Annotated in this window: 22 protein-coding genes and 1 pseudogene; 12 read left to right on the top strand and 11 right to left on the bottom strand. The window is 59.8% G+C overall.

The window, feature by feature from the left end; all coding sequences use genetic code 11:
- Positions 1-559 (bottom strand): annotated as a pseudogene (locus tag IRZ24_RS04110) (hypothetical protein); the annotation flags it as partial.
- A 303-nt stretch (positions 560-862) separates the two neighbouring features.
- Here IRZ24_RS04110 and IRZ24_RS04105 point away from each other — a divergent pair.
- The 3 genes from IRZ24_RS04105 to IRZ24_RS04095 all read left to right on the top strand — a co-directional run bounded on the left by IRZ24_RS04105 (position 863) and on the right by IRZ24_RS04095 (position 4,936).
- Entirely contained in the window at positions 863-2,950 is a 2,088-nt protein-coding gene (locus IRZ24_RS04105; RefSeq protein WP_297160678.1) for an MFS transporter, read from the top strand.
- Between the two features lie 351 nt (positions 2,951-3,301).
- Positions 3,302-4,363, top strand: coding sequence for an MBL fold metallo-hydrolase (locus IRZ24_RS04100; RefSeq protein ID WP_297160677.1), 1,062 nt, complete (start codon positions 3,302-3,304; stop codon positions 4,361-4,363).
- A 258-nt stretch (positions 4,364-4,621) separates the two neighbouring features.
- Positions 4,622-4,936: an HU family DNA-binding protein gene (locus tag IRZ24_RS04095; protein ID WP_297160676.1), complete on the top strand. Its 315-nt coding sequence runs from the start codon at positions 4,622-4,624 to the stop codon at positions 4,934-4,936.
- Between the two features lie 382 nt (positions 4,937-5,318).
- Here IRZ24_RS04095 and IRZ24_RS04090 read toward each other — a convergent pair whose 3' ends face one another.
- From IRZ24_RS04090 to IRZ24_RS04080, 3 genes are all read right to left on the bottom strand, one after another.
- Positions 5,319-6,785, bottom strand: a complete 1,467-nt coding sequence (locus tag IRZ24_RS04090) for a hypothetical protein (protein ID WP_297160675.1) — start codon at positions 6,783-6,785, stop codon at positions 5,319-5,321.
- A gap of 5 nt (positions 6,786-6,790) precedes the next feature.
- Positions 6,791-7,258, bottom strand: coding sequence for a cupin domain-containing protein (locus IRZ24_RS04085; protein WP_297160674.1), 468 nt, complete (start codon positions 7,256-7,258; stop codon positions 6,791-6,793).
- Positions 7,259-7,337: 79 nt separating this feature from the next.
- Positions 7,338-7,580 (bottom strand): DUF2249 domain-containing protein, encoded by a 243-nt coding sequence (locus tag IRZ24_RS04080; RefSeq protein ID WP_297160673.1) that lies wholly within the window; start codon positions 7,578-7,580, stop codon positions 7,338-7,340.
- A gap of 436 nt (positions 7,581-8,016) precedes the next feature.
- Here IRZ24_RS04080 and IRZ24_RS04075 point away from each other — a divergent pair, with 436 nt between their 5' ends.
- Positions 8,017-8,340, top strand: coding sequence for a metal-sulfur cluster assembly factor (locus IRZ24_RS04075; RefSeq protein ID WP_297160672.1), 324 nt, complete (start codon positions 8,017-8,019; stop codon positions 8,338-8,340).
- 99 nt (positions 8,341-8,439) lie between these two features.
- Here IRZ24_RS04075 and IRZ24_RS04070 read toward each other — a convergent pair whose 3' ends face one another.
- Both IRZ24_RS04070 and IRZ24_RS04065 read right to left on the bottom strand, forming a co-directional pair.
- Positions 8,440-9,813 (bottom strand): hypothetical protein, encoded by a 1,374-nt coding sequence (locus tag IRZ24_RS04070; protein ID WP_297160671.1) that lies wholly within the window; start codon positions 9,811-9,813, stop codon positions 8,440-8,442.
- A 23-nt stretch (positions 9,814-9,836) separates the two neighbouring features.
- A complete protein-coding gene (locus IRZ24_RS04065; protein WP_297160670.1) occupies positions 9,837-10,118 on the bottom strand; it encodes a DUF2249 domain-containing protein in 282 nt (93 codons plus the stop codon).
- Between the two features lie 169 nt (positions 10,119-10,287).
- Between IRZ24_RS04065 and IRZ24_RS04060 the strand changes: the two genes are divergently transcribed.
- The 4 genes from IRZ24_RS04060 to IRZ24_RS04045 all read left to right on the top strand — a co-directional run bounded on the left by IRZ24_RS04060 (position 10,288) and on the right by IRZ24_RS04045 (position 14,163).
- A complete protein-coding gene (locus IRZ24_RS04060; protein WP_297160669.1) occupies positions 10,288-10,983 on the top strand; it encodes a Crp/Fnr family transcriptional regulator in 696 nt (231 codons plus the stop codon).
- 238 nt (positions 10,984-11,221) lie between these two features.
- Entirely contained in the window at positions 11,222-11,776 is a 555-nt protein-coding gene (locus IRZ24_RS04055) for an O-acetyl-ADP-ribose deacetylase (protein ID WP_297160668.1), read from the top strand.
- A gap of 531 nt (positions 11,777-12,307) precedes the next feature.
- The gene (locus IRZ24_RS04050) at positions 12,308-12,706 is read left to right on the top strand and encodes a hypothetical protein (RefSeq protein WP_297160667.1); all 399 of its coding nucleotides are present in this window, start codon (positions 12,308-12,310) and stop codon (positions 12,704-12,706) included.
- Between the two features lie 98 nt (positions 12,707-12,804).
- Positions 12,805-14,163, top strand: coding sequence for a DNA repair exonuclease (locus IRZ24_RS04045; protein ID WP_297160666.1), 1,359 nt, complete (start codon positions 12,805-12,807; stop codon positions 14,161-14,163).
- Between the two features lie 105 nt (positions 14,164-14,268).
- Here IRZ24_RS04045 and IRZ24_RS04040 read toward each other — a convergent pair whose 3' ends face one another.
- Complete coding sequence (locus IRZ24_RS04040) at positions 14,269-15,540, bottom strand: M20 family metallopeptidase (protein ID WP_297160665.1); 1,272 nt, start codon at positions 15,538-15,540, stop codon at positions 14,269-14,271.
- The gene (gene ychF / locus IRZ24_RS04035) at positions 15,537-16,709 is read right to left on the bottom strand and encodes a redox-regulated ATPase YchF (protein ID WP_297160664.1); all 1,173 of its coding nucleotides are present in this window, start codon (positions 16,707-16,709) and stop codon (positions 15,537-15,539) included. Before ychF ends, IRZ24_RS04040 begins: the two co-directional genes overlap by 4 nt.
- A 119-nt stretch (positions 16,710-16,828) precedes the next feature.
- Here ychF and IRZ24_RS19745 point away from each other — a divergent pair, with 119 nt between their 5' ends.
- Positions 16,829-17,065, top strand: a complete 237-nt coding sequence (locus IRZ24_RS19745; protein ID WP_366914229.1) for a zinc ribbon domain-containing protein — start codon at positions 16,829-16,831, stop codon at positions 17,063-17,065.
- Complete coding sequence (locus tag IRZ24_RS04030; protein ID WP_297160663.1) at positions 17,037-17,621, top strand: hypothetical protein; 585 nt, start codon at positions 17,037-17,039, stop codon at positions 17,619-17,621. Before IRZ24_RS19745 ends, IRZ24_RS04030 begins: the two co-directional genes overlap by 29 nt.
- A gap of 144 nt (positions 17,622-17,765) precedes the next feature.
- On the opposite strand, the gene IRZ24_RS04025 is transcribed toward IRZ24_RS04030, so the two are convergent.
- The 3 genes from IRZ24_RS04025 to IRZ24_RS04015 all read right to left on the bottom strand — a co-directional run bounded on the left by IRZ24_RS04025 (position 17,766) and on the right by IRZ24_RS04015 (position 21,195).
- Positions 17,766-17,924, bottom strand: a complete 159-nt coding sequence (locus IRZ24_RS04025) for a hypothetical protein (RefSeq protein ID WP_297160662.1) — start codon at positions 17,922-17,924, stop codon at positions 17,766-17,768.
- Between the two features lie 875 nt (positions 17,925-18,799).
- Complete coding sequence (rho, locus tag IRZ24_RS04020) at positions 18,800-20,059, bottom strand: transcription termination factor Rho (RefSeq protein ID WP_297160661.1); 1,260 nt, start codon at positions 20,057-20,059, stop codon at positions 18,800-18,802.
- 575 nt (positions 20,060-20,634) lie between these two features.
- Complete coding sequence (locus IRZ24_RS04015; protein WP_297160660.1) at positions 20,635-21,195, bottom strand: hypothetical protein; 561 nt, start codon at positions 21,193-21,195, stop codon at positions 20,635-20,637.
- 309 nt (positions 21,196-21,504) lie between these two features.
- Between IRZ24_RS04015 and IRZ24_RS04010 the strand changes: the two genes are divergently transcribed.
- Both IRZ24_RS04010 and IRZ24_RS04005 read left to right on the top strand, forming a co-directional pair.
- The gene (locus tag IRZ24_RS04010; protein WP_297160659.1) at positions 21,505-21,954 is read left to right on the top strand and encodes a septum formation initiator family protein; all 450 of its coding nucleotides are present in this window, start codon (positions 21,505-21,507) and stop codon (positions 21,952-21,954) included.
- A 530-nt stretch (positions 21,955-22,484) separates the two neighbouring features.
- Positions 22,485-23,258 carry a gamma-glutamyl-gamma-aminobutyrate hydrolase family protein gene (locus IRZ24_RS04005; protein ID WP_297160658.1) on the top strand — a complete coding sequence of 258 codons (774 nt, stop codon included), beginning with the start codon at positions 22,485-22,487 and terminating at the stop codon, positions 23,256-23,258.
- Positions 23,259-23,501: the final 243 nt, after the last annotated feature.

The raw sequence follows: 23,501 nt of genomic DNA, 5'->3' as shown, positions 1-23,501 counted from the left end.
CGGTTGACGAGGTGGTCGCTGTGCCGCTGGGTGATGTCGACCCCTGGCCCTGGCTTCCCTGGGTCGCTCCGGTCCCTGCATTAGAGGATGTGGGGGCACTCGGTTGGGGACTGCTGCCCATCTTTGTAAAATTGAAGATCAGTGAAATCAGGAGCAGCAGACTCAGCAGTACGATGAGGCCGATGTAGAGGCCGCCTGGCTGGCGCCGACTCGCTGGCGCTGAGGGCGGCGAAGAAGATGGGGGAGTAAGGACCGAGGGCGGCGTAGGCTGGCCTCCGTACGGGATAGGCGTAGAAGAGCCGATCACTGCTTGCCAGCTCGCAGCGGGTGGCGGGGGAGGTACAGCCGTCTGCTCCCCTTCGCTCTGTGCAGAGGGTGGTATGGGGGTCTGATGGCCCTGGAGGACTGTCGATATGTCGCTGGTGGCTAGCTGGCTTAGTTGGTCGACAATCCGCTGATTGTAAAGGGCGCATTGGGGATTGATGCAGACTCCACTACTGTGGAGACGATGACCACATTGGCCACAGAACTGAGGCAGATCAGTGCTACTCTGGCTCATGACGAAGCCTCCGGTATGGTCAACATAGGATAGTGTCAGATAGATGGGCAGATGTGTCTACTCTTTCAACGATGTATGTCCTTGTGATCCTTCCTCCTGTTCTTCTTATCCCTCCTATTCTAGCACTGATGGTGTCTCTCTGTCTGTCTGCTCGCATGTCTGTCTACCTGTCTGTCTGTCTGCCTGCAACCTCTACCTCTAAACCACTGGTGATCTGACCCAGGCAGGCGACCAGGTAGTATAATAAAAGCGCGAGCCGCTCTCCTCGCGGCCCTGCAGCAGGACATAAAGGCGGTCTTCTGTATGGATGCACGCATCTCTCAGCATCATCTAACGGTTCGTGAACAGCTCGTTCTCAGTTTCCTCTGGCTCGGCCTGAATATTCAATCTGCTGCTCTCTTACCGATTGTGATCCCGACCCAGATCTTGCTATTTGTGGCTCCGGGCCAGGTTGGTAACGCCGAGCAGGCGACCTTTCTGGGCTGGCTATCAGCGATGGGCGCTTTTTTTTCGCTCGTAGTGCCCCCCATCGTCGGCCTGCTTTCGGATCACACCAGTAGCCCCTTTGGTCGACGGCGGCCCTACATTGTCGTTGGGGGAGCGCTGACCTTAATGAGCGCGCTGCTGCTGGCAGGGGCCGTCAGCGCAGCCCTGTTGGTGATCGGGCTGGCACTCTTCCAGTTCGCAAGCAATGTGGTATGGGCCGCATATCAGGGCTTACTGCCGGACTTGGTGCCCGAGGACCAACGTGGCGAGGCTTCTGGCTATATGGGGCTGATGACGATCTTGGGCAATGTCGGCAGCCTGGGCCTGGCCGCCTGGCTGCTTGGTGGCGTCAGTCTGGGATCGCTCGGCGCTTCTCTGATTATGAGAGGAGCGCTGATTTACTATGTGGTCACCGATCTGGTTATGCTGCTCGGCATTGTAGTGACCGCCTTCGGTGTGCACGAGGTGCCATATCATCCGGCTGCGCAGGCCGAAAACCGGCTTCGCTCCTGGCAAGGGCTACGCCACTGGCTGGTCACCAACTGGGTCGCTCCCTGGCGCAGCGCTAATTTTACCATTGTCTTCATGACGCGCTTCTGTGTCATGATGGGCCTGTACTTGTTCATGACCTTTATCGAGTACTACTTTGCCAATGTGGCGCGCGTCTCCAACTTCGTTCAGCAGACGGCAGCAGTGGCGACTCTGGCGCTGGTGGGAGCCTTGTTGAGCACACTTGGTCTGGGGATGCTCTCAGACCGTTTCCGCCGGGCTCCGCTCGTCTGCCTGGCTACATTGGTGATGGGGCTGCCAGCTCTGGCCTTTGTGGTGGCGCCGGCGGCGCTGCCGCTCTGGCCTTTGGGACTGCTCTTCGGCCTCGGCTATGGCGCCTATACCAGTGTCGATTGGGCGCTGGCTATTGATGCGCTGCCGTCGCTGGAGATGGCCGCCAAGGATCTAGGTCTATGGGGAGCCTCTTCTAACCTGCCCTTGACGCTGGCGCCGCTGGTCGGTAGCCTGGTCATCAGCTTGGCTGCCAGTCAGGAGCAGACGGCGCTAGGTTACCGCCTGGTCTTTGCGCTGGCGGCTTTCTTCCTGCTGTTGGGGGCGGTTCTGGTGCTGCGTGTGCGCGAGCAGCGTGCCATGCGAGAGCCTGCAGGTGTTGCTAATGAGCAGGCCTCGGCTCAGAGCCGGCCAGTGACAGGCCCCCTTCACGAGAGCCGCCAGCGATCTGGTCAGGGGGTCAAGCAAAGGTCCAGCCGGGGCCGTGTCAGTCCTGTCTGGTCACTAGCGGGCAAGACGCATGCTGGTGAGGCCCAGGGAATTATGCGCTTCTGGACCTTTTGGGAGAGGCTGACGCTCGCTGTACTAGGGATACAGCCAGTGCCCAATGCGTCCTATGGCCTATTTCAGGCCCGTTTAACGCGCTATCATGGCCGGAGTCCGCTGCTACTGCCTGATGGAACGCGCATCGGGCGGGGCGACCTATTGCTAGAGCTGCACTTTGTCAATCGTCGCATACGCGATGCCGCTCTCCAGCGCTCGCCGTGGGAGCTGCTGCGCATGATGCGGACTGATCTCCAGGCAGTAGCAGCCTGGCTGCAAACGCCGGCCTGTGCTCAGGTCCGCGCTATCTATGGGGTGACGCTCTTAAGCCAGGCGGCGCCACGTCTGGGCTTTACCGTGCGCGAGAGGCCGCGTAACCTGTGGAGTCGCGCCGATCGCATGTTTATGACCGGCTTGCTCCTGCTCTATCATCCGCAGGGACAAGCCCGTCTGGCTCGGGGCACCACCTATGGTCGTTATCCTCAAGAAGTCTGGATGTCGCGGGCCGAACTGCTCCGCCGCTATGGTGGTTCTGCTGGCTCAGGCCCGGCAGCTACTGACAACCAGCCAGTGCCAGGCTGATCAGGCGGCCTGGCCTCGCTGCGCGAGATCATCCTCTGGCTTTTGGTTGACACAGCCATAAGGCGGCGCCTACAATCACAATAAGGCTGCCGGCGTGGTCAAGGCGCACGGTACCGCGCTGCCGCTCGGCAGGCACGAAGAAAAACGGCACTGACCAGCCGGCAGCCTCTGCTTTACAGAGAGGTTGAGCGTTTCTGCGTCTGTTTGATTCAGCTCCCAGTCGCGGAGCAGAAGGCCACAAGAGGCAAGGTGAGGAGAGGCGTTGAGGGTCGTGTCGATAGGGCGGAGGTAGAAAAATAAGCTGCTGGCCGTCTGCGCGGCTGGAGAGAGCGGTGAGTGAAGGTGACTCTCTTGAGTGACGATACGACCAAAAGCCGGGCAACGGCTGCTGAGCGTCCCAAACATCCCGCCGAGCTAACGCCAGGGACCGAAGAGGTGGTCAGTGGCGTCTGGAAAATCACTCTGCCCATTCCGTTCCCTCTGCGCACAGTGAATATCTACGCCCTGGTAGGTCGTGATGGCTGGGCCCTGGTGGATGCGGCCATGGGTACGCCTGAGGCCCGCGCTGTTCTGGCCGAGGGCTTGGAACGCGCCGGTTTAGAGTTGCGAGATCTGAGGGCCTTGGTTCTCTCGCACCATCATCCCGACCATATTGGGCTATCGGCAGAGTTGCAGGAGCAGAGTGGCGCCACCGTCTATATGCATCCTATCGATGCGGCTATTATGCAGGCCATGTGGCATGGTGAGCATCAACGTTCGTTCGCCCAGGCCAATCAGTTTTTCAGGCCGCATGGTATGCCGCCCCTGGAGCCGACGGTTAGCTCCCAGTTGCCGCCGGAGGTACTAAACTTTGTGATTCGCGTGCCTACGGCGGAGGCTATTACCTGCGTCGAGGATGGCGCAGAAATCACGCTGGCCGGGGAACACTACCGCGTCATCTGGACGCCCGGCCACTCAGATGGCCATATTGTACTCTTCCGCGAGCGTGATGGCCTCTTGCTGGCTGCCGACCATGTGCTGCCGCGCATCACTCCCAATATAGGTCTCTATTCGGAATATAACCGGGCTAACCCGCTGGGGGACTATATTCAGTCGCTGGAGAAGGTGCGCCACCTTCCGGCCAGCCTGGTCCTTCCAGGGCATGGGGAGCCGTTCCGCAACTTGGCGCGCCGTGTGCGCGAGCTGATCAGGCATCACGCTCAGCGCGAGCTGGAGATCCTCTCGCTGCTCGGGCGGCGTCCCCAGCATGCCTATCAGCTCGCTGAGCAGGTTTTTGGCCCGCGCCTGAAGAATGACGAGGCGCGTCGCATGGCAGTGGCTGAGATTCTATCTCATCTGGAGCATCTGCGCCTTGGCGGCTATGTCAGGCAAGAGCGAACAGATGATGGCCTGATTCTGTATGCCGCCGTCTAGGAAATTTGGCTATGGTAGAGCTGTCACACCGCCTGGCAAGCCAATTTTTTACTTGTTCGCTCGCTATGAATTGGCCTGCCAGGCGGCTTCAACCTCACAACCTAGCTCTGAAGCTTGACGAGCCGCTTGTATTTCGGAAAAGTGCGTGCTATATTCTATTTGGCAGTGAGGTTGTCATGCCGCTTGACTGGCCCGGCGTCTTCGGAGCCGAGACCGAGAGCGGCCTTGCATCGACAGTTGTGTTGTAAGGAGGTCTCCATGGCAACAGCGAAGAAGAAGGAAGTTGCGACGATTGGCCGTCAGGAGCTGGCCAAGCGCATCGCTCAGAAGGCGGATATCTCTCAGAAGCAAGCAGGCGTCATTCTGGAAACGACGCTGGACGTGATTCGCGATGCCCTCAAGTCCGGCGATGAGGTTCGTCTGGTCGGCTTCGGCTCCTTCAAGGTCCGCAAGAGTGCGCCGCGCAAGGGTGTCAACCCGCGCGATGGGAAGACGATTCAGGTGCCTGCTAAGAACCGCGTGCGCTTCTCCGCTGGTAAGGAGCTAAACGAAGCCGTTCAGAGCAAGAAGTAGTCGTAGTCACTCGTAGTGCGTCTCTTCTCCTCACTGCCATTGGGTCCCTTAGCCCCTGGCACGCCCTCGCTGGAGCAGGAAAGGGGGCGAGATAAGAAGGCGTAGCCCCGCCCCGCTTGACCTTGCTCCTCCTCGTGCAGGCCACGGGGCTGCTGTTTACTCGTTTGACTGAACGCCTGGCCGTTTGCCCTGTCTGCCTTTCCTTATTTGACAACCCCTGATTGCCTGCTGGCCAGATTTGCAAAACCCGTCTCTACTCATCTCTCCCCCTGCCTTTGGCTCTTCCTGTGTAATTGTCTGGCTATCCTCAACGATGCCGCGGCACAGCTTGCCTGGCTCCTGAGTCTGGGCCTCCTCTTCTTCAGACATGTCTGGTTGACTCTTATGCGCTCTTTGTATGCAGGGCTGGCCAGAGGTTGCGGGCCAGACAGAGAACCGTGGCTAGTCCTAAAGGCCCCGACAGACCGAAGAGAAGATTGAGAAAGAGGCCACTGGCGGGCCAGAGGGTTATGAGAGATGGGGCGAGGAGCAGAGGTAAGACGCGCAGGAGGCTGGCCAAGTTACCAAGCCAGAGGGTGGCCGTGACAAGGCGTGGTGAGGCGATCTGACCACCCGAGAAGCCAGGTACCATGCGCGGTGCGATGCCGCAGATGAGCAGAGTGATAAAGCCCATCGCTAAACTGTGACGCCCTGCGTCCAGGCTGAAGGGAAGGGCCTGACCGCCGAGCAGGGTGAGGCCGTTGCCGATGAGCAGCAGGGCGGAGAACAAGGCCCACAGGTAGGCACTGGCGATGATGGCTACAAAGGGACCGTAGGTTTGCTCCTGCTGGGCGGTGTGGCGACGGTAGGCGCGCGCAAGGGCTTCCGGGCTTGGTGAGAGCGCCGCCACGTGCGCGGGGAGCCGACCACGCCGGCGCATCATGTTGATGAAGATGGTAACAAAGCTAGCGATGACGCTGCCGATTAGTAGCAGGCCGGGACCTTCCAGAAAACGGAGTGGCCAGTTAGTCAGGCGGGCCGGATCGTCGCCGTTGGCGAGGCCTAGGCCCAGGCCGAGCAGGAGCAAGCCCAGCCAATAGATGCTGGCCAGTGGCCAGAGGATACGCCGCGGGAAGGCTTCCAGACCGGCATACATGGGGAGCGATTGGGCGGAAACGGCCAGCGCAAAGGGAATAAGGAAGCCGAAAAGGCCTAGACTGACGTTGAGGTCGTCGCCGGGCTGGAGCACCAGGCCGCTCTGGGTGGCCGCTTGCAGCATGTTAATTGCGTTCAGGCAGGCCGCCGCCGCCAGAGAGAGTGCGGCCAGGCTGATCAGTGGAGCGATACTTAAGAAAGCTTTGCGTGTGCTTAGGGCAGGGCCTCGCCACAGGAGGAGAAAGTACTCGCTGCTGGCAAGCAGCAGGGCCAGCCCTTCGCTGCTGCCACTCACGATCAGGGCCGACCTCCAGAGGAGGCCGGTGCCCGTCAGGGACAGCAGCGGCTGGGCCAGTGCACGCAGGAGCAGGCCAGCGACCTGCAGACCGAGTATCCAGGGGACCAGTCGCGGTAGCGGGAGAGCGCTGCCGCGCAGACGTGGCAGGAAGTGGAAGGAGACGCCCATGACGAAGAGCGCTGCCCAGCCGTAGAGTTGGAGATGGCCGTGAGCCTGCACCAGTGCGCTCCGCCAGCTTCCCACTGGCAGGGCCAGAGCCTGCATGATGGTCAGTAGAGCCGCAAGCAGGAAGCCGCCACCACTACCTATGAGCAGGGCAGCGCGCAGCAAAGGGGCGACAAGTCTGAATGGCTCTTGAGGTCGCTCATTGGCTCTGGCGGAGCTGACCTTGCCCGTCAATGGGGTAGCATCTGCCATCGACATCACTCCTCACCTCCCTGCTCCTGCTGCCTTTCGGCAGCGCTCTCTGGTGCCAGGGCCGTGGCGAGGGCCTCCGCCTGACGCTTTGCAGAAGGGGCGATTAGCGTGATCAGGAAAAGGCTATCCTGCAGCGCTTCAACGCTATGGGCCACGTGTGGCGCCAGGTGCAATAAGGTTCCCGCTCGCATGCTGATGCGTTCGTGCTCTAGCGTGAACAAGAGGTGTCCGCTGAGCACCTGTATAAGAGCTTCGTAGCTGGTACGATGCTCGTGGAGCTGTTGGCCTGCCTTCAGGGCGAGCAGTAGCAGCCGCGCCGTGGCGCCTTCCCAGAGCGTGCGCGTCACGGGTCCCTCGCTGCGAAAAGTGGCCGAGGCTGCCAGGTCAAAGACCTTGAAGTGGCCTGGACTCGTGAGCTTCCCCGACTCGCTCCCTTGAGTGGGGCCAACCTGCTCCTCTTCCTGCTGCTCCATCTCTCCTGCTTCCTCCTTCCTGTGCTAAAGCTATCTTCGCGGTCGCCCTCCTCGTCGTCAACAGCAAAAACTGGGGAGATCAGCTAGCACGCTTGACAATGCGAATGATCCATTCCTCCGGTCCCTGCTGCTCTGGTATCCAGTCGAAGGCATCCGGGTATTCGGCCATCAATTGGTAGCGCAAAGGAGCCGGGTCGTGATCGTTAATCAGACGCAGAGCGCTGCCGGGTTGGAGCGCCTCCAGGCGACTGAAAATCAGCGGGTGGCGCTCGCGCGGCACGAGCGAGCGCACGTCAAGTGTTTCTGCGATATTTTCACTCATGTTGCTTTCCACTCCTCTTATCTTAACCAGGGCCAAGAGCCAAGGGATCGAGCGCAAGCGATGGTTATGCTCTTTCCTCCTCAAGGTTCGCTTGTCCTGGTGAGACTGACGAGAGGAGAGGCCTGCCTCACTAACGAGGCCAGGAACCACACCGGGGGGTGATCTGCGCTTTCCTGACCGGGCAGATGCCTCTCTGCTCTCCAGTATGGCAACCTAGCCGGAGAAATACCGTGACTTTTGTCGCAGCCCGGCTTGCCGCTGGCGCCCTATACTTGGCAGTGTGATGACGGTGAGCTGCGGCTGCTCTGCTGTCCTCGGCTGGGCTGATCGGCCTTGTCCCTCGCCTGGGGCATAGCCACGGAGACAGTGGAGCAGCGCTCTCTGTCCAGGCTCGCCATGAGTCTTCGCTGCCAGAAAGAGAGGCTGATGCAAAACTATGCTTGATGAAGAAAGCATCGAGCGCGTCAAGCGGGAGATTTACGAGGCCTTGCGCACTGTGGATGATCCTGAACTGGGGGTGAATCTGGTTGATCTGGGCCTCATTTACGGCATTCAGCTCACGCCCGAGGGCTTCGTGACCATTCGCATGACCCTCACAACCCCTGGTTGTCCGATGCATGAGTCGCTGGCCGATGGTGTGGGGGCGGCGCTGGCTCATATTCCTGAGCTGACGGGTGGCGAAATTGAGTTGGTCTGGGAACCGCGCTGGACGCCGGCGCGCCTCACCCCTGAAGGACGGCGCTTGCTGGGACTGGCCTGACAGCGTGGACTGCCGGGCCGCCCCAGCGGGTCTTGAGCTGTGGAAGGAAGTAGATGAGCCGATGGGAGCGAGTGAGTGCCTGAGAGCATCGCTCTGCTCTTAGCTGCGCAGGGTGCTCAATTTCCATTCCAGGTGACGAACCACACCAAACACATTGGAAGCTGCGCCCAAGAGGCTGCCCCCGACAAAGGCTGCTCCCAGGCGTAGCAGGCCGTCCCAGCCGAGGATGCTGGCCGGGATGAGCAGGATCAGGCCCGCATTAAGTAACCAGAAGCAGGCCCAGGCAAGCCGTTCATGCACCAGCTCGCGCATCAGCGGCACCTTCTGATGACCGACCAGCGGTCCGTAGCGACTGTGCCAGACCAGGAAGGGGACGATCTTGTAAAGGTAACCGACTACGCTCTGACCGGTCCAGCCAATGAGCAGGCAGAGAAGGAGGGCCACAGGCCAGGTAGCCAGAGAGCTGCCTCCCACCATCAGCGCGGGCAGCGCCGTCGCTGCGACCAGAAAACAGACCAGGGCAGCAATCCCGTGATACTGGGTGACGTCGAGCGGACGCCTCCGTCGGCGACGCAGCATGCGCCAGTAATCCCAGCCGAAGAGCCAGGCGCTGACTGCCAGCATCAGCCCGCCGGGCAAGGTCATCCAGGCCGCTCCCCCGAGCAGGCCAAGCGCCAAACTCACAATGCCCAGGTTCAGAAGCCCCAGCACGGCCCACCCCAGGCGATCATCGTGGTCGTGTACCAGCGCGAAGAGACGCACCAGCGTATAGGAAACGCCCACCAGCGTGTTCGTCAACCAGCCGGCTACTCCCAGCGTCACATGCAGCGGCAGCACCAGCAACGCCCCCAGGCCCAGGAAGCCATAGACAAAATTGAGCGCTGCTGTGATGCCTAGGCCAACAACCAGGCATAGGTAGAGCAAGGCGCTGAACAGGTAGAAGACTGTGAGCGGGCGCTTGCTGGCGAAGAGCAAGGTTGTCATCAGAATGGCCACGTAGCAGAGGACGGCCACAATCACGAGAGAGCCGCCGAGGACAAGCAACCAGGGAAGAAAGAACCAGAAACCGACCAGCAAGGCCAGCACGCCGCTCAGGTAGAGCGGGTAGACCAGCGGTGTCAGCTTTGTCAAGCGCAGAGGAGTGACGGCGATCACGGGCGTTAGCTGCTGCGAAGCCCCCAGGATGGTCATTGTAAGCCAGCCAAGTGTGACTGTATGAACGAGAGCCAGGACATGTGGCTGACCGCGATTGACCAAGGCCTCGGGCAGCACAAAGGGGAAGAGCAGCCCGGCCAGCGCGGCCAGACAGCTCCCGGTGACCAGGAACGGCAGAGGCACACCGAGCGGCACCCCGCGCCGTCCCATCAGTCCCGGCAAGCCGGCTTGCTGGTCCCTGATTCTAAAAGTTCCCGTGCGCAGGCTCATATTGGCGCCAGAGCCAGAGGGATCACCGGCCATCGGCAATAGCCTCATTACCTGCCTTCCCTCCTCCTAACTCATTGCCCAGCGGGCATCTCCTCGCGTGTGAAGCGTACCACCCACTCATTGGGGGCCAAACAGACCGTCTCATGACGGAAGCCACGCCCGCCCAGGACCCCATAGAGGGGTACCGGCTCAAAGGGTGCCACGAGCACCAGTGTCTCCCCCACCTTCAAAGGGGTAGCCGCCTCCATAATGCGTACAAAAGGCTCATCGCCGCGTTCCAGATCGGGGCGCACATCCAGCAGGGCTGTCGCCTGCTGACGCCAGAGCTGAGCCTGCTCTTGTGCAGTCTTCATAAGCCTCCTTTCCAGCTCAGTACTCTTACCGAGCGTCTGACATTCACAGAGATCGCTCATGAACGCTACAATCCTAAGTGTACAGGTCGGAGTTCGGCGAGACAGTAACTTTTGTCGCATCTGTTCGCTCTAGTTAGGATGACTCTATGAGCTACCGAGTGAGGAGAATATGGCGGTCGGTCAGGAGGCGATACGCCGCATACCGATGTTTGCTAGCCTGGGAGCTGAAGACCTGGCGCGCGTAGCGGCTGTCACCAGGGAGCGGCACTACGCGCGTGGCGAACTGATCATCATGGAGGGGGATCACGGCGGAGCCCTGTACTATGTGCAGAGCGGCCTGGTCAAGGTCTTCAAGCTCTCGCCCGATGGCAAAGAGCAGGTGCTGCGCCTCATCAGCGCCGGCTATACGTTTAACGACGTACCTGCGCTGGATGGTGGGCCCAATCCTGCCAATGTAGCGGCCCTGGAGCCGAGCACCATCTATATGATCGGTCGCGAAGAGCTGCGCCGGCTCATCAGAGAGCGGCCTGCGGTAGCTGAGGGGGTCATTGCTGCCCTGGCCCTGGCCTTGCGCCATCTCGTGGGCCTAGTCGAGGACCTTTCCTTTCGGCATGTCACGGCGCGTGTTGCCCGTATTCTACTAGAGCAAGAGCAGGCCTTAGCCGAGGGCCGTCAGGCGCGCCGCCTAACTCAGCAAGAGATGGCGGCTATGGCCGGCACAGCGCGCGAAGTGGTGGGACGCGCCCTCAAGGAGCTAGAAGCTGCTGGGGCCATCTCCGCTCGTCAGGGGCGCGTGCTGATTATCAATCAAGAACGCCTGCGGCTCCTGGCTGGTGGTGGATCGGGGCTTGGAACAGGCGGTTAGGCTTCTCCTCTCGCACAGCGGGCGGGAAGCACGAGGAGAGAGCTGGTGCTATCCTTCCCGGTCGACGTGCTTGTCAGGGCCCTCTGCTATCAGTCACAATGGAGAAGGGGAGATCTCACACTACGAGAGTGGGTCAAAGAAGATTCCTCCCTCCAGGAGAGGCCTGCCTGCTATGTCTCATGGTAAGACCAGACGCGCCAGGCTAGTCCTCTGGCGAGATGAGAGAAAGGATGACCATATGCTAGAAGAGCGTGAGACGCGGATCATCAACGGGGTAAAGCTGTCTTTGATGCAGGGCAATATTGTCGAGGTTGAAGCGGATGCCATTGTCAATGCCGCTAACTCGGCTCTGGCCGGAGGCGGGGGGGTCGATGGGGCGATTCATCGTGCCGGTGGCCCACAGATTATGGAGGAATGTCGCAAAATCGGTGGCTGCCCAACCGGCAGCGCCGTAGCGACCACAGCAGGTCGGCTGCGCGCGAAATATGTCTTTCACGCCGTTGGCCCCATCTATGGAGTGGACCGCGATGCGCCGCGTCTGCTGGCCAGCGCTTATCAGCGTTGCCTTGATCTGGCCGAGCAGTACGGTCTGCAGAGCATCGCCTTCCCTTCACTGAGCACAGGCGCCTATGGCTACCCGCTTAATGAGGCCGCACCTATAGCCCTGCAGACGATCATTGCTCACCTCCAGAAGCGGACCTCTCTCAAGCACGTTATGATGGTTCTCTACGGCGAAGAGGCTTATAGAGCCTATGCCCAGGCGCTTGCCTCCCTGTTGCCTGCCCGGCCATAAACCGAGAGGGCAGGTTCCAAGCGCGGCGCTGGCAGGCGGGGCTGAGCACGTGGCTGAACAGAGGAACACGCTCCGCCGCTGCTGCTGACGACCCCTGCGTACCAGCCAGGGCTAGCTGTCGCCTTGCAGGCAGGGGTGCGGGGTTGCTACATAAACTAGAGTGACCTTGCCTGGCAGACAAGCAGCTATCATGCTTCTGGAGGTTCCTGGCTCGCGAGGTCATCAGCGAGCGGCCCGGGAAGCGCGTGGAGATCTCCCCATCTTTTCCTATGTTGTGCTCGCAGAGGTGGAGTGAGACACTCCCGGCTGTCAAAGCAGACGTTTACGTGGCCCAGCCGTGCCGCTGAGAACCCAAAGCCAGCGCTCCTCTTGTTTTTCTCAGGACGGGCGCGCTATAGTTAGGGCAAGTGACCCCGTCCGCTCTGCATCAACACGCTAAGAAGCTCATGAAGTGAAAGGACGCAACCATAAGCCGTTGCAGCCCGGCTCAGTCTGGGCAAGCCTATCGGTCGTGGTTGTGCTAGGTATACGATGGCGCAGGTTTTCATCACACTCCATTATTGGAATCAATTTCTTGTCCTGGCGACAGGTGCTATCACAACCATCTGGGGCTTTATCCTCTTCTTTACGAAGAGAACCGAGACCTTCAGTCCAGCCTGGCGCATTGCTCTGATTGTCACAGGCTGCGTCGCGGCCCTGCAGGGCCTGCTAGGCATCGTCATGGTCCTCATGGGGCTGCGTCCTGGTACCGGCACGGGCCTCTACTGGCTCCACTACGTCTACGGGGCCATCGTCGTCTTTATTCTGCCTGTGGCCCTCACCTACAGCTCCAGCGGCAAAAACATCCGGCGCGATGTCCTCATCTTCAGCATCGCCACGCTCATTCTGGTAGCAGCGGCTATTCGGGCCATGATGACCGGACCAGCCTAGACCCGACCTGAAGCGTCACCCGGCCAGGGATAGCCAGTCAGGCCAGTCAAGCCATGTAGCCAACGGATCAGCAAGTAGCCTAGGGAGGAGTCCTCAGCGTGCGAGCGTCCTTTATTCATGTCGCCGATATCCATCTGGGATACGAGCAATATGGCGTCAGCGAGCGCTTCAACGACTTTGCCCGCGCCTTCTGGGAGATCATGGATGAGGCGGTTCGGCGTCAGGTCGATTTCGTGGTCATTGCGGGCGACCTCTTCAATAAGCGTTCCATTGATGCCCGCACTCTGCTGCAAGCCATCGAGGGACTGCGGCGTCTACGGGAGCGCAACATCCCCGTGATTGCGGTCGAAGGCAACCACGACCGCAGCTATTATCGCGAAGGCATCTCCTGGCTGCAGTTTCTCTGTCATCAAGGCTATTTAACCCTGCTGGCGCCACAGATGCGTGGAGGCACACCTGTCATCGCGCCCTGGGACAGGCGCACTATGCTTGGCTCGCATGTCGACCTATTAGGGGGACGGCTGCGTGTCTATGGTCTACCCTGGCAAGGATCGGCAACCTTGCGCTGCCTCGAGGGGCTGGCTGAGGCTCTAGCCGCCGAACACGCCCGTCCCGAGAGCGCCGACCTCGAATATCGCTTGCTCGTTATGCATACCGGTATCGAGGGAGTAGTACCACGTCTACAAGGCTTGCCATCGCTGAGCCACTTTCAGCCTCTGCGCCCCTACATCGACTATGTTGCCCTAGGTCACATTCATAAGCCCTACGAATTCGACGGTTGGATCTACAATCCAGGCTCACCCGAGACCTGGAGCGCCGAAGAGGCTCAGTGGCACGAACGTGGCTACTACTTTGTTGAGATCGACACCACGCAGGCCCGGCCAAGTGGAAAGCTGGCGTGTTCCAGCTACCATCGAGCTACGCACCTCATCAACAGCCGGCGGCCCTTTGTCCGCCATGAACTGCGCGTTGATGGTCTAGAGACTCCCGAGGCCATCTATGCCCGGCTGGCTGAGTTTTGTCAGCGGGAAGGCCCGCGCTACATAGGCGTCGAGGAACGTCGGCGCCCGGTTGTCCAGGTTCAGCTTGTAGGGGCCCTGGGGTTTGACGCCGACGCCCTCGATCTCCAACGCATGGAAGAACTGCTACGCTCTGCTTTCCAGCCGTTGCATGCCCGTGTTGAGAACAACACCAGCGACCGAGATTATCTGCTCGATAGCGAAGGATTGGATGGGCGTGATCGCTCCGCCTGGCATGAGCTAGAGCGCCGCATCTTCGCTGAACTACTCGGACGCGACAGCCGCTATCTGCCAGCAAAAGAGGCCTGGGGGCTAGTCCTGGCCGAGCTAAAAGAGCGCGCCCTGCAGAAAGAAGATCCTGCCGTCCTGGCCCAGTATCTGCGCGAAAAGCGTGCAGAACTCCTGAATGGGGGCGAAACAGCAGCCGCAGCGCACTAGTCCAACCCTGACCAGGCCGGCACTCTGCACGCCAGCGCCACTGGAATCAGACCCACGTGCAGGCTAGCTCGGTCTAGCCCGGTCTAGCCGGCCTGTCAGCAACCTTTAGGGCCGCAGATAATCAAAGGCCGTGCGAGCCAGTACCTCCACGGCCACAGGCAGAGCCTCCTCATCGATATTAAAGCGCGGATGGTGATGAGGATAGACAGCGCCCTTTTCCTCATTGCGCGCGCCGACGATAAAATAGCAACCCGGCACAGCCTGCAGAAAATAGGCCATATCGTCGCTGCCGGTCGTCATCACGCGTTCATCGCTATCGACACGCTCGGAGCCGACCGCCGCCTCCGCCGCGCGCTGTACCACCTCCGTCATCGCCGGATCATTCACACAAGCCAGGCAGCCATCGGCCACCTCAACCTCGCATGTTGCCCGGTGAGCGGCGGCGATACTCTGTGCCATCTCGCGCAAGCGCTCGATAGTGCGCTGGCGGTAGCCCTCATCAAAGGTGCGCAGCGTTCCCTGCAGCAGGGCCTCCTCAGGAATAATATTGAAGGCTGACCCAGCGTGGACACTAGCGATGGTCAGCACCGCCCGTTCAAAGGGCGAAGTCTCGCGACTAATCAAGGTCTGAAGCGCCAGAATGATCTGAGCGGCGGCTACCACGGGATCGATCGCCCCCTCGGGCATAGCAGCGTGACCGCCTTTGCCCTTGACACGCAACTCCAAACGATCGGCGGCAGCGAAGATCGGGCCACTGCGCACCCCTACGCGCCCAACTGGATGGCCACTAAAGAGATGCAAGCCGATCACCCCGTCTACGCCCTGCATCACGCCGGCCTGGACCATAGCTGAGGCGCCTCCAATCACCTCCTCAGCCGGTTGGAAGACAAACTTGACCGCGCCTTTCAACTGATCGCGATGACGACTCAGAAGCGTTGCCACCGCCAGAGCAATTGAGACGTGACCATCGTGACCACAGGCGTGCATCTTGCCATCGACAGTAGAGCGATAGTCGATCTCATTCAATTCATGGATGGGCAGGGCATCCATATCGGCGCGGATGGCCAGCGTACGCCCTCCCTCTCCTGCAGTTCCGCGCAGAAGACCGACCACACCCGTTTTCGCAATCCCCGTCTGTACCTCTAAACCGAGCGCGCGCAAGCGGCCTGCTACGATGTCGGAGGTGCGCACCTCCTCAAAAGCCAGCTCGGGATGCTGGTGCAGATCGCGCCGCAGGGCCACGATCTCGGGCACCATCTCATCGATTTCCTGCTTCAGGGTATCGTACTCAACCGAAGCCATAATTTCCCTCCAGAAGAAAAGATCGGGCTGACCAGCACTGTGATACCACTCAGCGCCGGCCAGCTCTTGTCTCAACGACCCACGTTAAAGCGGAAGTGAGCGATGTCGCCGTCCTGCATCACATAATCCTTGCCTTCGAGACGCTGCAAACCCTTGCGGGCCGCCGCTGCGAAAGAGCCGCCACAGGCCATGAAATCATCAAAGTGGGTAATCTCGGCGCGAATAAAGCCACGCTCCATATCCGAATGGATCTTCCCGGCGGCCTCGGGAGCCTTCGCCCCCTTCGTTACCGTCCAGGCGCGCACCTCATCCTCACCAACTGTCAAGAAGGTAATCAGATTGAGCAAGCGATAGCCGACCTGAATCACGCGCTCAGCGCCCAGCTTGGGCAGGCCAAGCGAAGCCAGATACTCAGCGGCCTCCTCCGGTGCCAGCTCGCTCAGCTCCGCCTCCAGACGAGCGGAGACCGCTACCGTCTCGGCCCCCTCAGCGCCTGCCCGCAGCGCCACCGCCGCCACACCGCGTAGCTCGCCAGCCAATGTCTCCAGGGCAGGCGCGGCGCCCTGGTGAATCTGCTCCAGCAGAGCTGCGGCCTCCGCCAGCACATCCTCGCTCACATTCAGCACATACATGCGCGGCTTCATTGTCAGTAAAAACAGCTCCTTCACAAGCGCCTGCTCCTGAGCATTCAGCTCCAAGCGGCGCACTGGCACCCCATTACTCAGGGCCTCCTGCAGTCGTGCCAGCGTCTCCAGCTCTTGCTGATACTTCTTCTCACCTGACTTCGCCGCTTTTGCAGTGCGCTCACTACGGCGCTCAACGGTTGCCAGGTCGGTCAATGCCAGCTCACTATCGAGCTGCTCCAGATCGCGCAGCGGATCAATGTTCCCGAGAGGGTGAGGCACATTCTCATTGACAAAGGTACGGAGAACAATTGCCAGAGCATCGGCGTTGCGAATATGTCCCAGAAACTCAGCGCTCAAACCTCCCTTACGGGCCTCCTCATCCTGCTGGCCCATGCCTGCCACGTCCACGAACTCCACCGTTGCGTAAGTAACCTTCTTAGGCTTGAAAATTTCCGCCAGTGGTTTCAGGCGCGGATCAGGCACCTGCACCACCGCTGTATTGGCCTGCACTGTCCGCGTCGCATAGCCGCTAATGGGCGCCTGAGCGCCCGTCAGGGCGTTAAAGAGCGACGTCTTGCCGCTCTGGGGCAGGCCGACAATACCGATTCTCAGAGCCATAGCAAACAAACCCCTCCTGACCAACTATTCTTGACGGTCCTCTAACCCTCCCTTTACAATTAGGAGTGGCATGCTTACATTGCCCCTCTCCTTGTGCAACAACGCGGAGGTCGCTTCTCATGCCATTGTACGAATATCGCTGCGGTGATTGCAAATCCCGCTTTGAACTCTTGGTCAGCCGCGAACATGCCGACGAAGTAATCTGTGTGCAGTGCGGGAGCGAGAACGTACGACGTCTGCTCTCAATCTTTGCAGCCCAGCGTCTTGGCGTAGCCTCTGCTGGAGGCAGAGAGGAGTTCGTCGCCGGGACAGGCGGGAGCTGCGGCTGTGGTGGTGGGAACTGTGGCTGCCACTAAAACCTCTTCGCCGACCCAACAGAGACCACCGAAAAAGGAGCCACGCCTCTTCTTCAAAACCAGCTATCGACGTGGTGTCATCGAGGCGGTCGTGATATACACGCTGGGGCGTCTGGGAGCCTTAATCAGCCCGCAGGTCTTCCCTGACTGGCTGTTTGTGCTCCTCCCCCTGCTCTTCCTGTTCATGCAGTACCTAGGCGGCCCCATCTGGGCCACCTATCGCATCCAGTCAACCCGGCGGGAGCGCATGAGCCGGCGTTTCTGGCTCCTTGGTCCCCTACTAGCAGGGCTTTGTTTCCTCATCGACCTGGTGATCTCCCTCACCTTAGGGCTGGCCGTCAACGCCCTGGGAGGCGTACAACAAGGCCCGGCTCTCTGGCGATTCTTCACCAGCGGAGAAGCCCACCTCACCCTCGGTCAGTTTGCCCTCTATGAGCTGCGCACGGCTGTCCTGCTACTGGCGCTCTACACTGTAGCTGTTGTCTGCACGCGCCTGGCCCAAGGTGGTTTCCTGCGCTTTACCATGCCGGCCGGTGGCCGACGCGTGACCCTCTAGCAGCTTCTCAGCCAAGCGGCCTCCCGCTTGCAAGGAAGAAGGCGGCTGGGGTCATCAGCAGCTCCAGAGAAAGAGAAGAGGGCCAGCCTTGCCCGTAAGGTACGCCTGGCCATACACTGTGGACTCGCTCCGCAATGTAGCAGGTCAGCCCATAAAAAAGAGCGCTGTGCGGGAAAAGCAGCCCGCCGCGCTTTTTTTGCTATCACGGTCAGCCACCTGCTCATGGGTAAACTGAGACGACACCCCAACCTCGGCCCTTGCTAGCAGCTTGACCCCTGGGGGCCTCAGCACAATTCTACTCATGCTCCTGGAAGCGCCAGCGCAATCAGATCAGCCTCTGAAGGCAGTCGCCAACGCCAGGAAGCACCAAGATCAGGAAAGTAAGGCCATCTGGGTCTCGCCACCATCAAGAGGCCCTCCGAGTAGCCCATTGCGACCTCGAACGCGATGCCAGCAAACAAAAGGAGTAAGGCCGCATTGGCCTGCTTTCTGGCTTTTGCCGACTTTGCAGACCAAGGACAGCCCAGGCCAGTTACCGAGCCGGACTGGCGCGCAGCAGCCGCGAACAGCCGGCGCAAGTACAAACCTGCCCGGACAAGCCACACCACCTCGGGTCTAGTGGTAGCCTTCCAGCAGCAGCGTCAGCAGAGTAGCCGGGTCACCCGTTATCATCTGGGACGGAGAGAGCCCCTGGCCTCTTCTGTTCATAGCCCCTTGCCCCTGTTAGGAGTAGAGCCTGCTGCCCTCACAGCCTTGGTTGCCTGGCTATCGGCCCACCTGTCTCCTGCGGAAGCGTGAAGAGCCAGCAGCAGAAAGCACCTGCCCAGCGCAGCAACCGGCCAGCCTGAAGCTGGCGGAGCCTGGCCCGTCAATGACCTCGCCTCGTAGCAGGCGAAGGGAAAAGAGCGGAGAGAAGCGACCGAGCGGACCGGTCGAACAAAGGGACACTGTCGAGAGGACCATGAGCCGAGCCGCGCGACGATGCGACGGTGTGACAGTGCCACGGTGCCCACAGTGTCCACACAGCCACAGCGCCACAGCACAACGCCGTAGCGACGCTAGCGAAGTAGACAGGCGGAAGCCGACATGGCTGGCGCCACCAGCCGGCAGAGAGAAGCAGGAATCCACAATTGCAGCCCCAAAGGGCAGTCCCCTACCTAACTAGACTTATAGCCTTACTACAAGATGCTCTTATTCAGAGTAGCCAGGAACTCCATATTATTCTGCGTCTTAGCCATATGCTGCAGCAGAGCCTCCATAGCCTCCAGGCCGCGCTGCTCAGCCAGAGTTGAGAACATTCTGCGCATCAGCACGACGGCACGCAGCGTCTTCTCATCGAGCAGCAGATCTTCGCGGCGCGTACCAGAGAGGCTGATATCGATGGCCGGGAAGACACGGCGCTCAGCCAGCTTGCGATTCAGAATCAGCTCCATATTACCGGTGCCTTTGAACTCTTCGTAGATCACATCGTCCATACGGCTACCGGTATCGATCAGAGCTGTCGCGATGATAGTCAGGCTGCCACCCTCCTCGACCTTACGTGCGGCGCCAAAGAAGCGCTTGGGCGGAAAGAGGGCACTGGGATCGAGGCCGCCAGTCAGCGTACGGCCACTTGGCTGGACAGCCAGGTTATAGGCGCGGCTGAGGCGAGTGATGCTATCGAGCAAGATCACCACATCGCGTCCGCCCTCAACCAGGCGTTTTGCGCGCTCCAGCACCATTTCGGCCACACGAGTATGGGCCTCGGTCGGCTCATCGAAGGTCGAGCTAATTACCTCGGCCTTCACCGAGCGCTTCATATCCGTCACTTCTTCAGGGCGCTCACCGATGAGGGCCACCATCAAATGGACATCGTCGTATTTCTCGGTGATCGAATTGGCGATGGCCTTCAGGAGCATAGTTTTACCGGCCTTGGGAGGAGAAACGATCAGACCACGCTGACCGCGACCGATGGGGGCGACCAGGTTAATGAGGCGACCGGCGATGTTCGTAGGACCAGTTTCCAGATCGAACATCTCGCGTGGGAAGATGGGCGTCAGATTATCGAAATGGGGACGCCGTTTCGCATCTTCCGGGTTCATGCCATTGATCGCCTCCACGCGCAGCAGGCCGTAGTACTTCTCGTTATCCTTCGGCGGACGCACCTGGCCGGTCACCATATCACCGGTGCGCAGGCCGAAACGGCGGATCTGCGACTGGGAAACATAGACATCCATGTTTCCCGGCAGAAAGCGCTCCTGACGCAGGAAGCCGAAGCCATCCTCCACAATTTCGAGCACGCCAGCGCTAAAGATATTGCCCTGCTGCTCGGTATGCTGCTGAAGAAGCCGGAAAATGAGGTCTTGTTTTTTGAGGGTTGTGTAGCCGGAAAGTTCGAGGTCGCGAGCAATCTCGCGCAACTCTGCGATCGTTTTGGTCTCTAGCTCAGCGATGTTCACGTTGCGTTGGGCGAATTATGTCCTTTTGGGAAAGAACACGCCCCCTCTCCTTTCTGGTTGAACCTAGATTTCATAAAGGCTGCTGGTGGGAACAGGTACATAACAGGCTTCCGTCTCTGAAAACCCGTGAACAGGTGGTGACCGTACGTTTGCTGTGCTGAAGTAAAGCTCGTTTGGTTGCAGGACCCGGAAACGGATCGACGACCCGGGAGGTACTGGTCCGGGGAGTCAGCTTCACTATACCACAGGCGCAAAGCAATGTCAACTGCCTTAACCCTGGTTTTTTGCCTGCTGCAGTGCACTTCTGTCCCTCTCTACCCGCTTGCCCGGCTCGCTGGCTATCCCTGCCAGCCAGGGCCAGACCAGGCATGAGGCTAAGACAAGCGAGTAGACCGGCTGATAGCGCACTGGCAAGCAGGTCAAAGAGATTGGTGAGTGACGCGGACGAAGCGGAGCGCACTCGTTCGTTAGGGACCGGCTGAAGAGCAGACAGGCGAGCAGGTAGGCAGGCAAGTAGCTGTAGCGCAACCCCTACCAAGGCAGTGCGCTCTGGCACACTCTCTTTCCAGCCCTCGCTAGTCGGTTGCCTGATTAGTCAGCTCAGAGCCAGCCAGCCCCGCTGAAGATGAGTGCGCTAGATGCCTGACCCGGGCCTCTATCCAACCCGATTGTTGTATCATATCATAAAACGCAAACCATTGTTTGTCAATCCACTCATCGCAGAGGCGACGCTCTTCATGCAGGCCACGCTGATCCAGTTCGTGATTCACGACATTATGGGCATGCGGATGGCGATAGCGGCGTGGCAGGGGCGAACCGAAGCCGTGGGCATAGTGGGCCAGCTCGTGGGCGATTGTAATGAGCAGCACATACTCTGGTACCAGCTCATGCTGGAGCAGGGCATTAATACCAATAAAGGTGATACCGCTCTCCTCGGCGAGCCGGATCAGTCCCAGGCGGCGCTTCCAGGGCTGGCAGTAGGCAATCTGCACCTCATTGACGCGCGGGATGTCACCAAAGTAGGTCTGCCAGATGTAGTCTAAGCAGGGGGGTAAGTCACGCTCCGGCGAGACAGCACTAAGCGAACGCGTATGCGCGGGGGGCTGGTCTCCTGGTGCGAGAGCTGATAACAGCATGGCCGCTGATCCTCCTCGACGATATGATTCTGCTTGTGTGTTCAGTATAGCAGGGTCCTCCCAATTGTCAGGGCGAGCGTTCTTCCGTGCGTGATTCCTCCCTTTGCTGCGCGCGTGAGCGTAAGATCGTGTATTATTTCTACATAGCATACCTTCTGGCCCGAGCATCGCCAGCAGTTTTTTTGCAGAGAGCATCGTTGCAGATGCGTCTTGCTAGGCGGTAACAAGTAGCCTTCCAGACACTGGCTCAAAAAGCAGGAAAGAAGGTAGGCCACCATGCAGTACACGCCAAGGAGAAGAAGACGACTTATGCCCCGACAAGATGGCAGCGGTTCCAGTGTGACCGCGGCGGTTGGCTTCGGAGCGAGAAGCAGCGCCAGTCAGGCACGGCGCCAGGTGCTGTTCACGCGCGGTCTGATTTGGGTCACAGCCTTGATCTGTCTTTCGCTCTTGCTCGGCTCGATCGCTCAGGCCTGGTCGAATAGTCGCTTGCTAGAGCAGGAGGCCGCCGCGCGTGCTCAGTATCAGCAGACGCTGGCCCGTCACGATCAACTGCAGAAGTTGGTCGCCTACTACAAAGATCCCTTTGTCATTGAAAGCGAGGCCCGTCAGCGTCTAGGCTATGTGCGGCCCGGTGAGCACCGAGTGGTGATCGTCAGCCCGCCATCCAGTCAGCCACCTGCGCGGCCTCGGGCAGCTCCCGCCACCTCTGAGGCTGGCTTCTGGTCCCAATGGTGGGCGGTACTCTTTGGCAGTTAGTCGCTCGCTGTCCTGCCCGCTGCTGCGCTACGCTGCTGCCTGCATGATCCCTGCAGCAAGCGTGCATCTCGCAGCCTGGACTGCCCCTGCGGCCCAGGCTGCGAAAGGGCGTAGCCTAATAGCATAGAAGTAATAGCATGACACAACAGGCTTGACGCCTTGCCTATAATGAGGATAGACTATCACTAGCAACAAACCGACAACATTGTTAGCCTTTTGAGGTGGACAACGTGAAACGTGCTATCGCTGGCGACCACGTGAGCGTCTCCTACCCGCAGTGTCCGCGCGTCCTGGCTTTCGCTCCGCGGACTTTCTGTGCTTTTATGGGCCTTATGGAGATGCTTATGCTTATTAGCGGGCTCCAGCTTGTAATGCTGGAGCTTCGTAAGCATGGTTGCGCAGCGATGCGTTTCGTTGTGTAGTATCTGGCATCTCCTCTGAAGCGGAACGCATCACAAGCGTTCCGCTTCTTCTGTTTTTATAACTCTCATTATTCTTGCGCGAAATCTTATATGAAAGGCGTCAAAACGATGCGTCCTTTGATCGGCATTCCGTGCCATCCGGCTCACCGGCATGGCTCTCAGCGACCGATCTATGGTAATAATCGGTCGTATGTCCATGCCGTTGAGGATGCCGGGGGCGTTCCTGTGCTTATCCCACTGATGCATGATCTCTCGGCGCTAGAGACTCTGCTCTCTCGTCTCGATGGGCTGCTTCTGCCCGGTGGACAAGATATTCAGCCGCGCCGCTATGGTGAGGAGCCACATCCGTGCCTTGGCGACACTGATCCTGCTCTCGATGAGTTCGAGCTGACGCTGGCCCATTGGGCCTTGCGAGAGGAAAAGCCAATTCTCGGCATTTGTCGCGGTATGCAGTTGCTCAATGTGGCTCTGGGGGGGACGCTCTATCAGGATTTGGAGAGCCAGTACGCTGGCAGTTTGCGCCATATGAATCAGGATTTGCCCCGCAGCCAGGTTGTGCATCGCGTACTCGTCGAACCTGGCACTTGCCTGGCCGCTATCACTGGTGAGCGTGAGTTCTGGGCGAACAGCATTCACCATCAGGCGGTCAAGGAGCCAGGTAAAGGGGTGCGTATCGCGGCACGTGCTGAAGATGGCGTAGTGGAGGCAATCGAGGTGCCGACGAAACGCTTCGTTCTGGCTCTGCAGTGTCATCCCGAGGAGATCTATCGTCAGGTTCCGGCCTGCGCCCGAGTGTTCTCGGCCTTTATCCAGGCCTGCAGCCTCCAAGAGGCCGCTTCTCCACCTCAGCGCGCTGTGCCGCTGCCGGTCGGGGCGGCGTGAGCAGAGAGAGGCCGCCTGATTGCAGACACCTTTCCCTGGCAACCCCTGGCGCCGGTCCGTTGCTGCTGCCTGCCCCCTGGGATAACAGGCGCACGGCAATGGGCCGGCGTGCCTTTGCTGGGTCTGGTCTGGGCTAGGGCGACTTCATCTTGCCAACGGCTGGTCTTCCCTGATGGCCTCGCTTGCTCGCTCGCCAACTGCTCAGTCTATCGGTGCTGGGCTGTATGATATACTAAATAAAGA

Origin of the sequence: Thermogemmatispora sp. (genome assembly GCF_019683755.1) — a bacterium.
Lineage (GTDB): Bacteria > Chloroflexota > Ktedonobacteria > Ktedonobacterales > Ktedonobacteraceae > Thermogemmatispora.
The sequence above is the reverse complement of the archived record's forward strand: the minus strand, read 5'-3'. Positions and strand labels throughout refer to the sequence as shown.

Excerpts from the sequence above, each read along its gene's own strand:
- IRZ24_RS04105 (WP_297160678.1), top strand. The coding sequence starts at position 863 with ATGGATGCACGCATCTCTCAGCATCATCTAACGGTTCGTGAACAGCTC.
- IRZ24_RS04095 (WP_297160676.1), top strand. The coding sequence starts at position 4,622 with ATGGCAACAGCGAAGAAGAAGGAAGTTGCGACGATTGGCCGTCAGGAG.
- IRZ24_RS04090 (WP_297160675.1), bottom strand. The coding sequence starts at position 6,785 with ATGGCAGATGCTACCCCATTGACGGGCAAGGTCAGCTCCGCCAGAGCC.
- IRZ24_RS04085 (WP_297160674.1), bottom strand. The coding sequence starts at position 7,258 with ATGGAGCAGCAGGAAGAGGAGCAGGTTGGCCCCACTCAAGGGAGCGAG.
- IRZ24_RS04080 (WP_297160673.1), bottom strand. The coding sequence starts at position 7,580 with ATGAGTGAAAATATCGCAGAAACACTTGACGTGCGCTCGCTCGTGCCG.
- IRZ24_RS04075 (WP_297160672.1), top strand. The coding sequence starts at position 8,017 with ATGCTTGATGAAGAAAGCATCGAGCGCGTCAAGCGGGAGATTTACGAG.
- IRZ24_RS04070 (WP_297160671.1), bottom strand. The coding sequence starts at position 9,813 with ATGAGGCTATTGCCGATGGCCGGTGATCCCTCTGGCTCTGGCGCCAAT.
- IRZ24_RS04065 (WP_297160670.1), bottom strand. The coding sequence starts at position 10,118 with ATGAAGACTGCACAAGAGCAGGCTCAGCTCTGGCGTCAGCAGGCGACA.
- IRZ24_RS04060 (WP_297160669.1), top strand. The coding sequence starts at position 10,288 with ATGGCGGTCGGTCAGGAGGCGATACGCCGCATACCGATGTTTGCTAGC.
- IRZ24_RS04055 (WP_297160668.1), top strand. The coding sequence starts at position 11,222 with ATGCTAGAAGAGCGTGAGACGCGGATCATCAACGGGGTAAAGCTGTCT.
- IRZ24_RS04050 (WP_297160667.1), top strand. The coding sequence starts at position 12,308 with ATGGCGCAGGTTTTCATCACACTCCATTATTGGAATCAATTTCTTGTC.
- ychF (WP_297160664.1), bottom strand. The coding sequence starts at position 16,709 with ATGGCTCTGAGAATCGGTATTGTCGGCCTGCCCCAGAGCGGCAAGACG.
- IRZ24_RS19745 (WP_366914229.1), top strand. The coding sequence starts at position 16,829 with ATGCCATTGTACGAATATCGCTGCGGTGATTGCAAATCCCGCTTTGAA.
- IRZ24_RS04025 (WP_297160662.1), bottom strand. The coding sequence starts at position 17,924 with ATGAGTAGAATTGTGCTGAGGCCCCCAGGGGTCAAGCTGCTAGCAAGG.
- IRZ24_RS04015 (WP_297160660.1), bottom strand. The coding sequence starts at position 21,195 with ATGCTGTTATCAGCTCTCGCACCAGGAGACCAGCCCCCCGCGCATACG.
- IRZ24_RS04010 (WP_297160659.1), top strand. The coding sequence starts at position 21,505 with ATGCCCCGACAAGATGGCAGCGGTTCCAGTGTGACCGCGGCGGTTGGC.
- IRZ24_RS04005 (WP_297160658.1), top strand. The coding sequence starts at position 22,485 with ATGCGTCCTTTGATCGGCATTCCGTGCCATCCGGCTCACCGGCATGGC.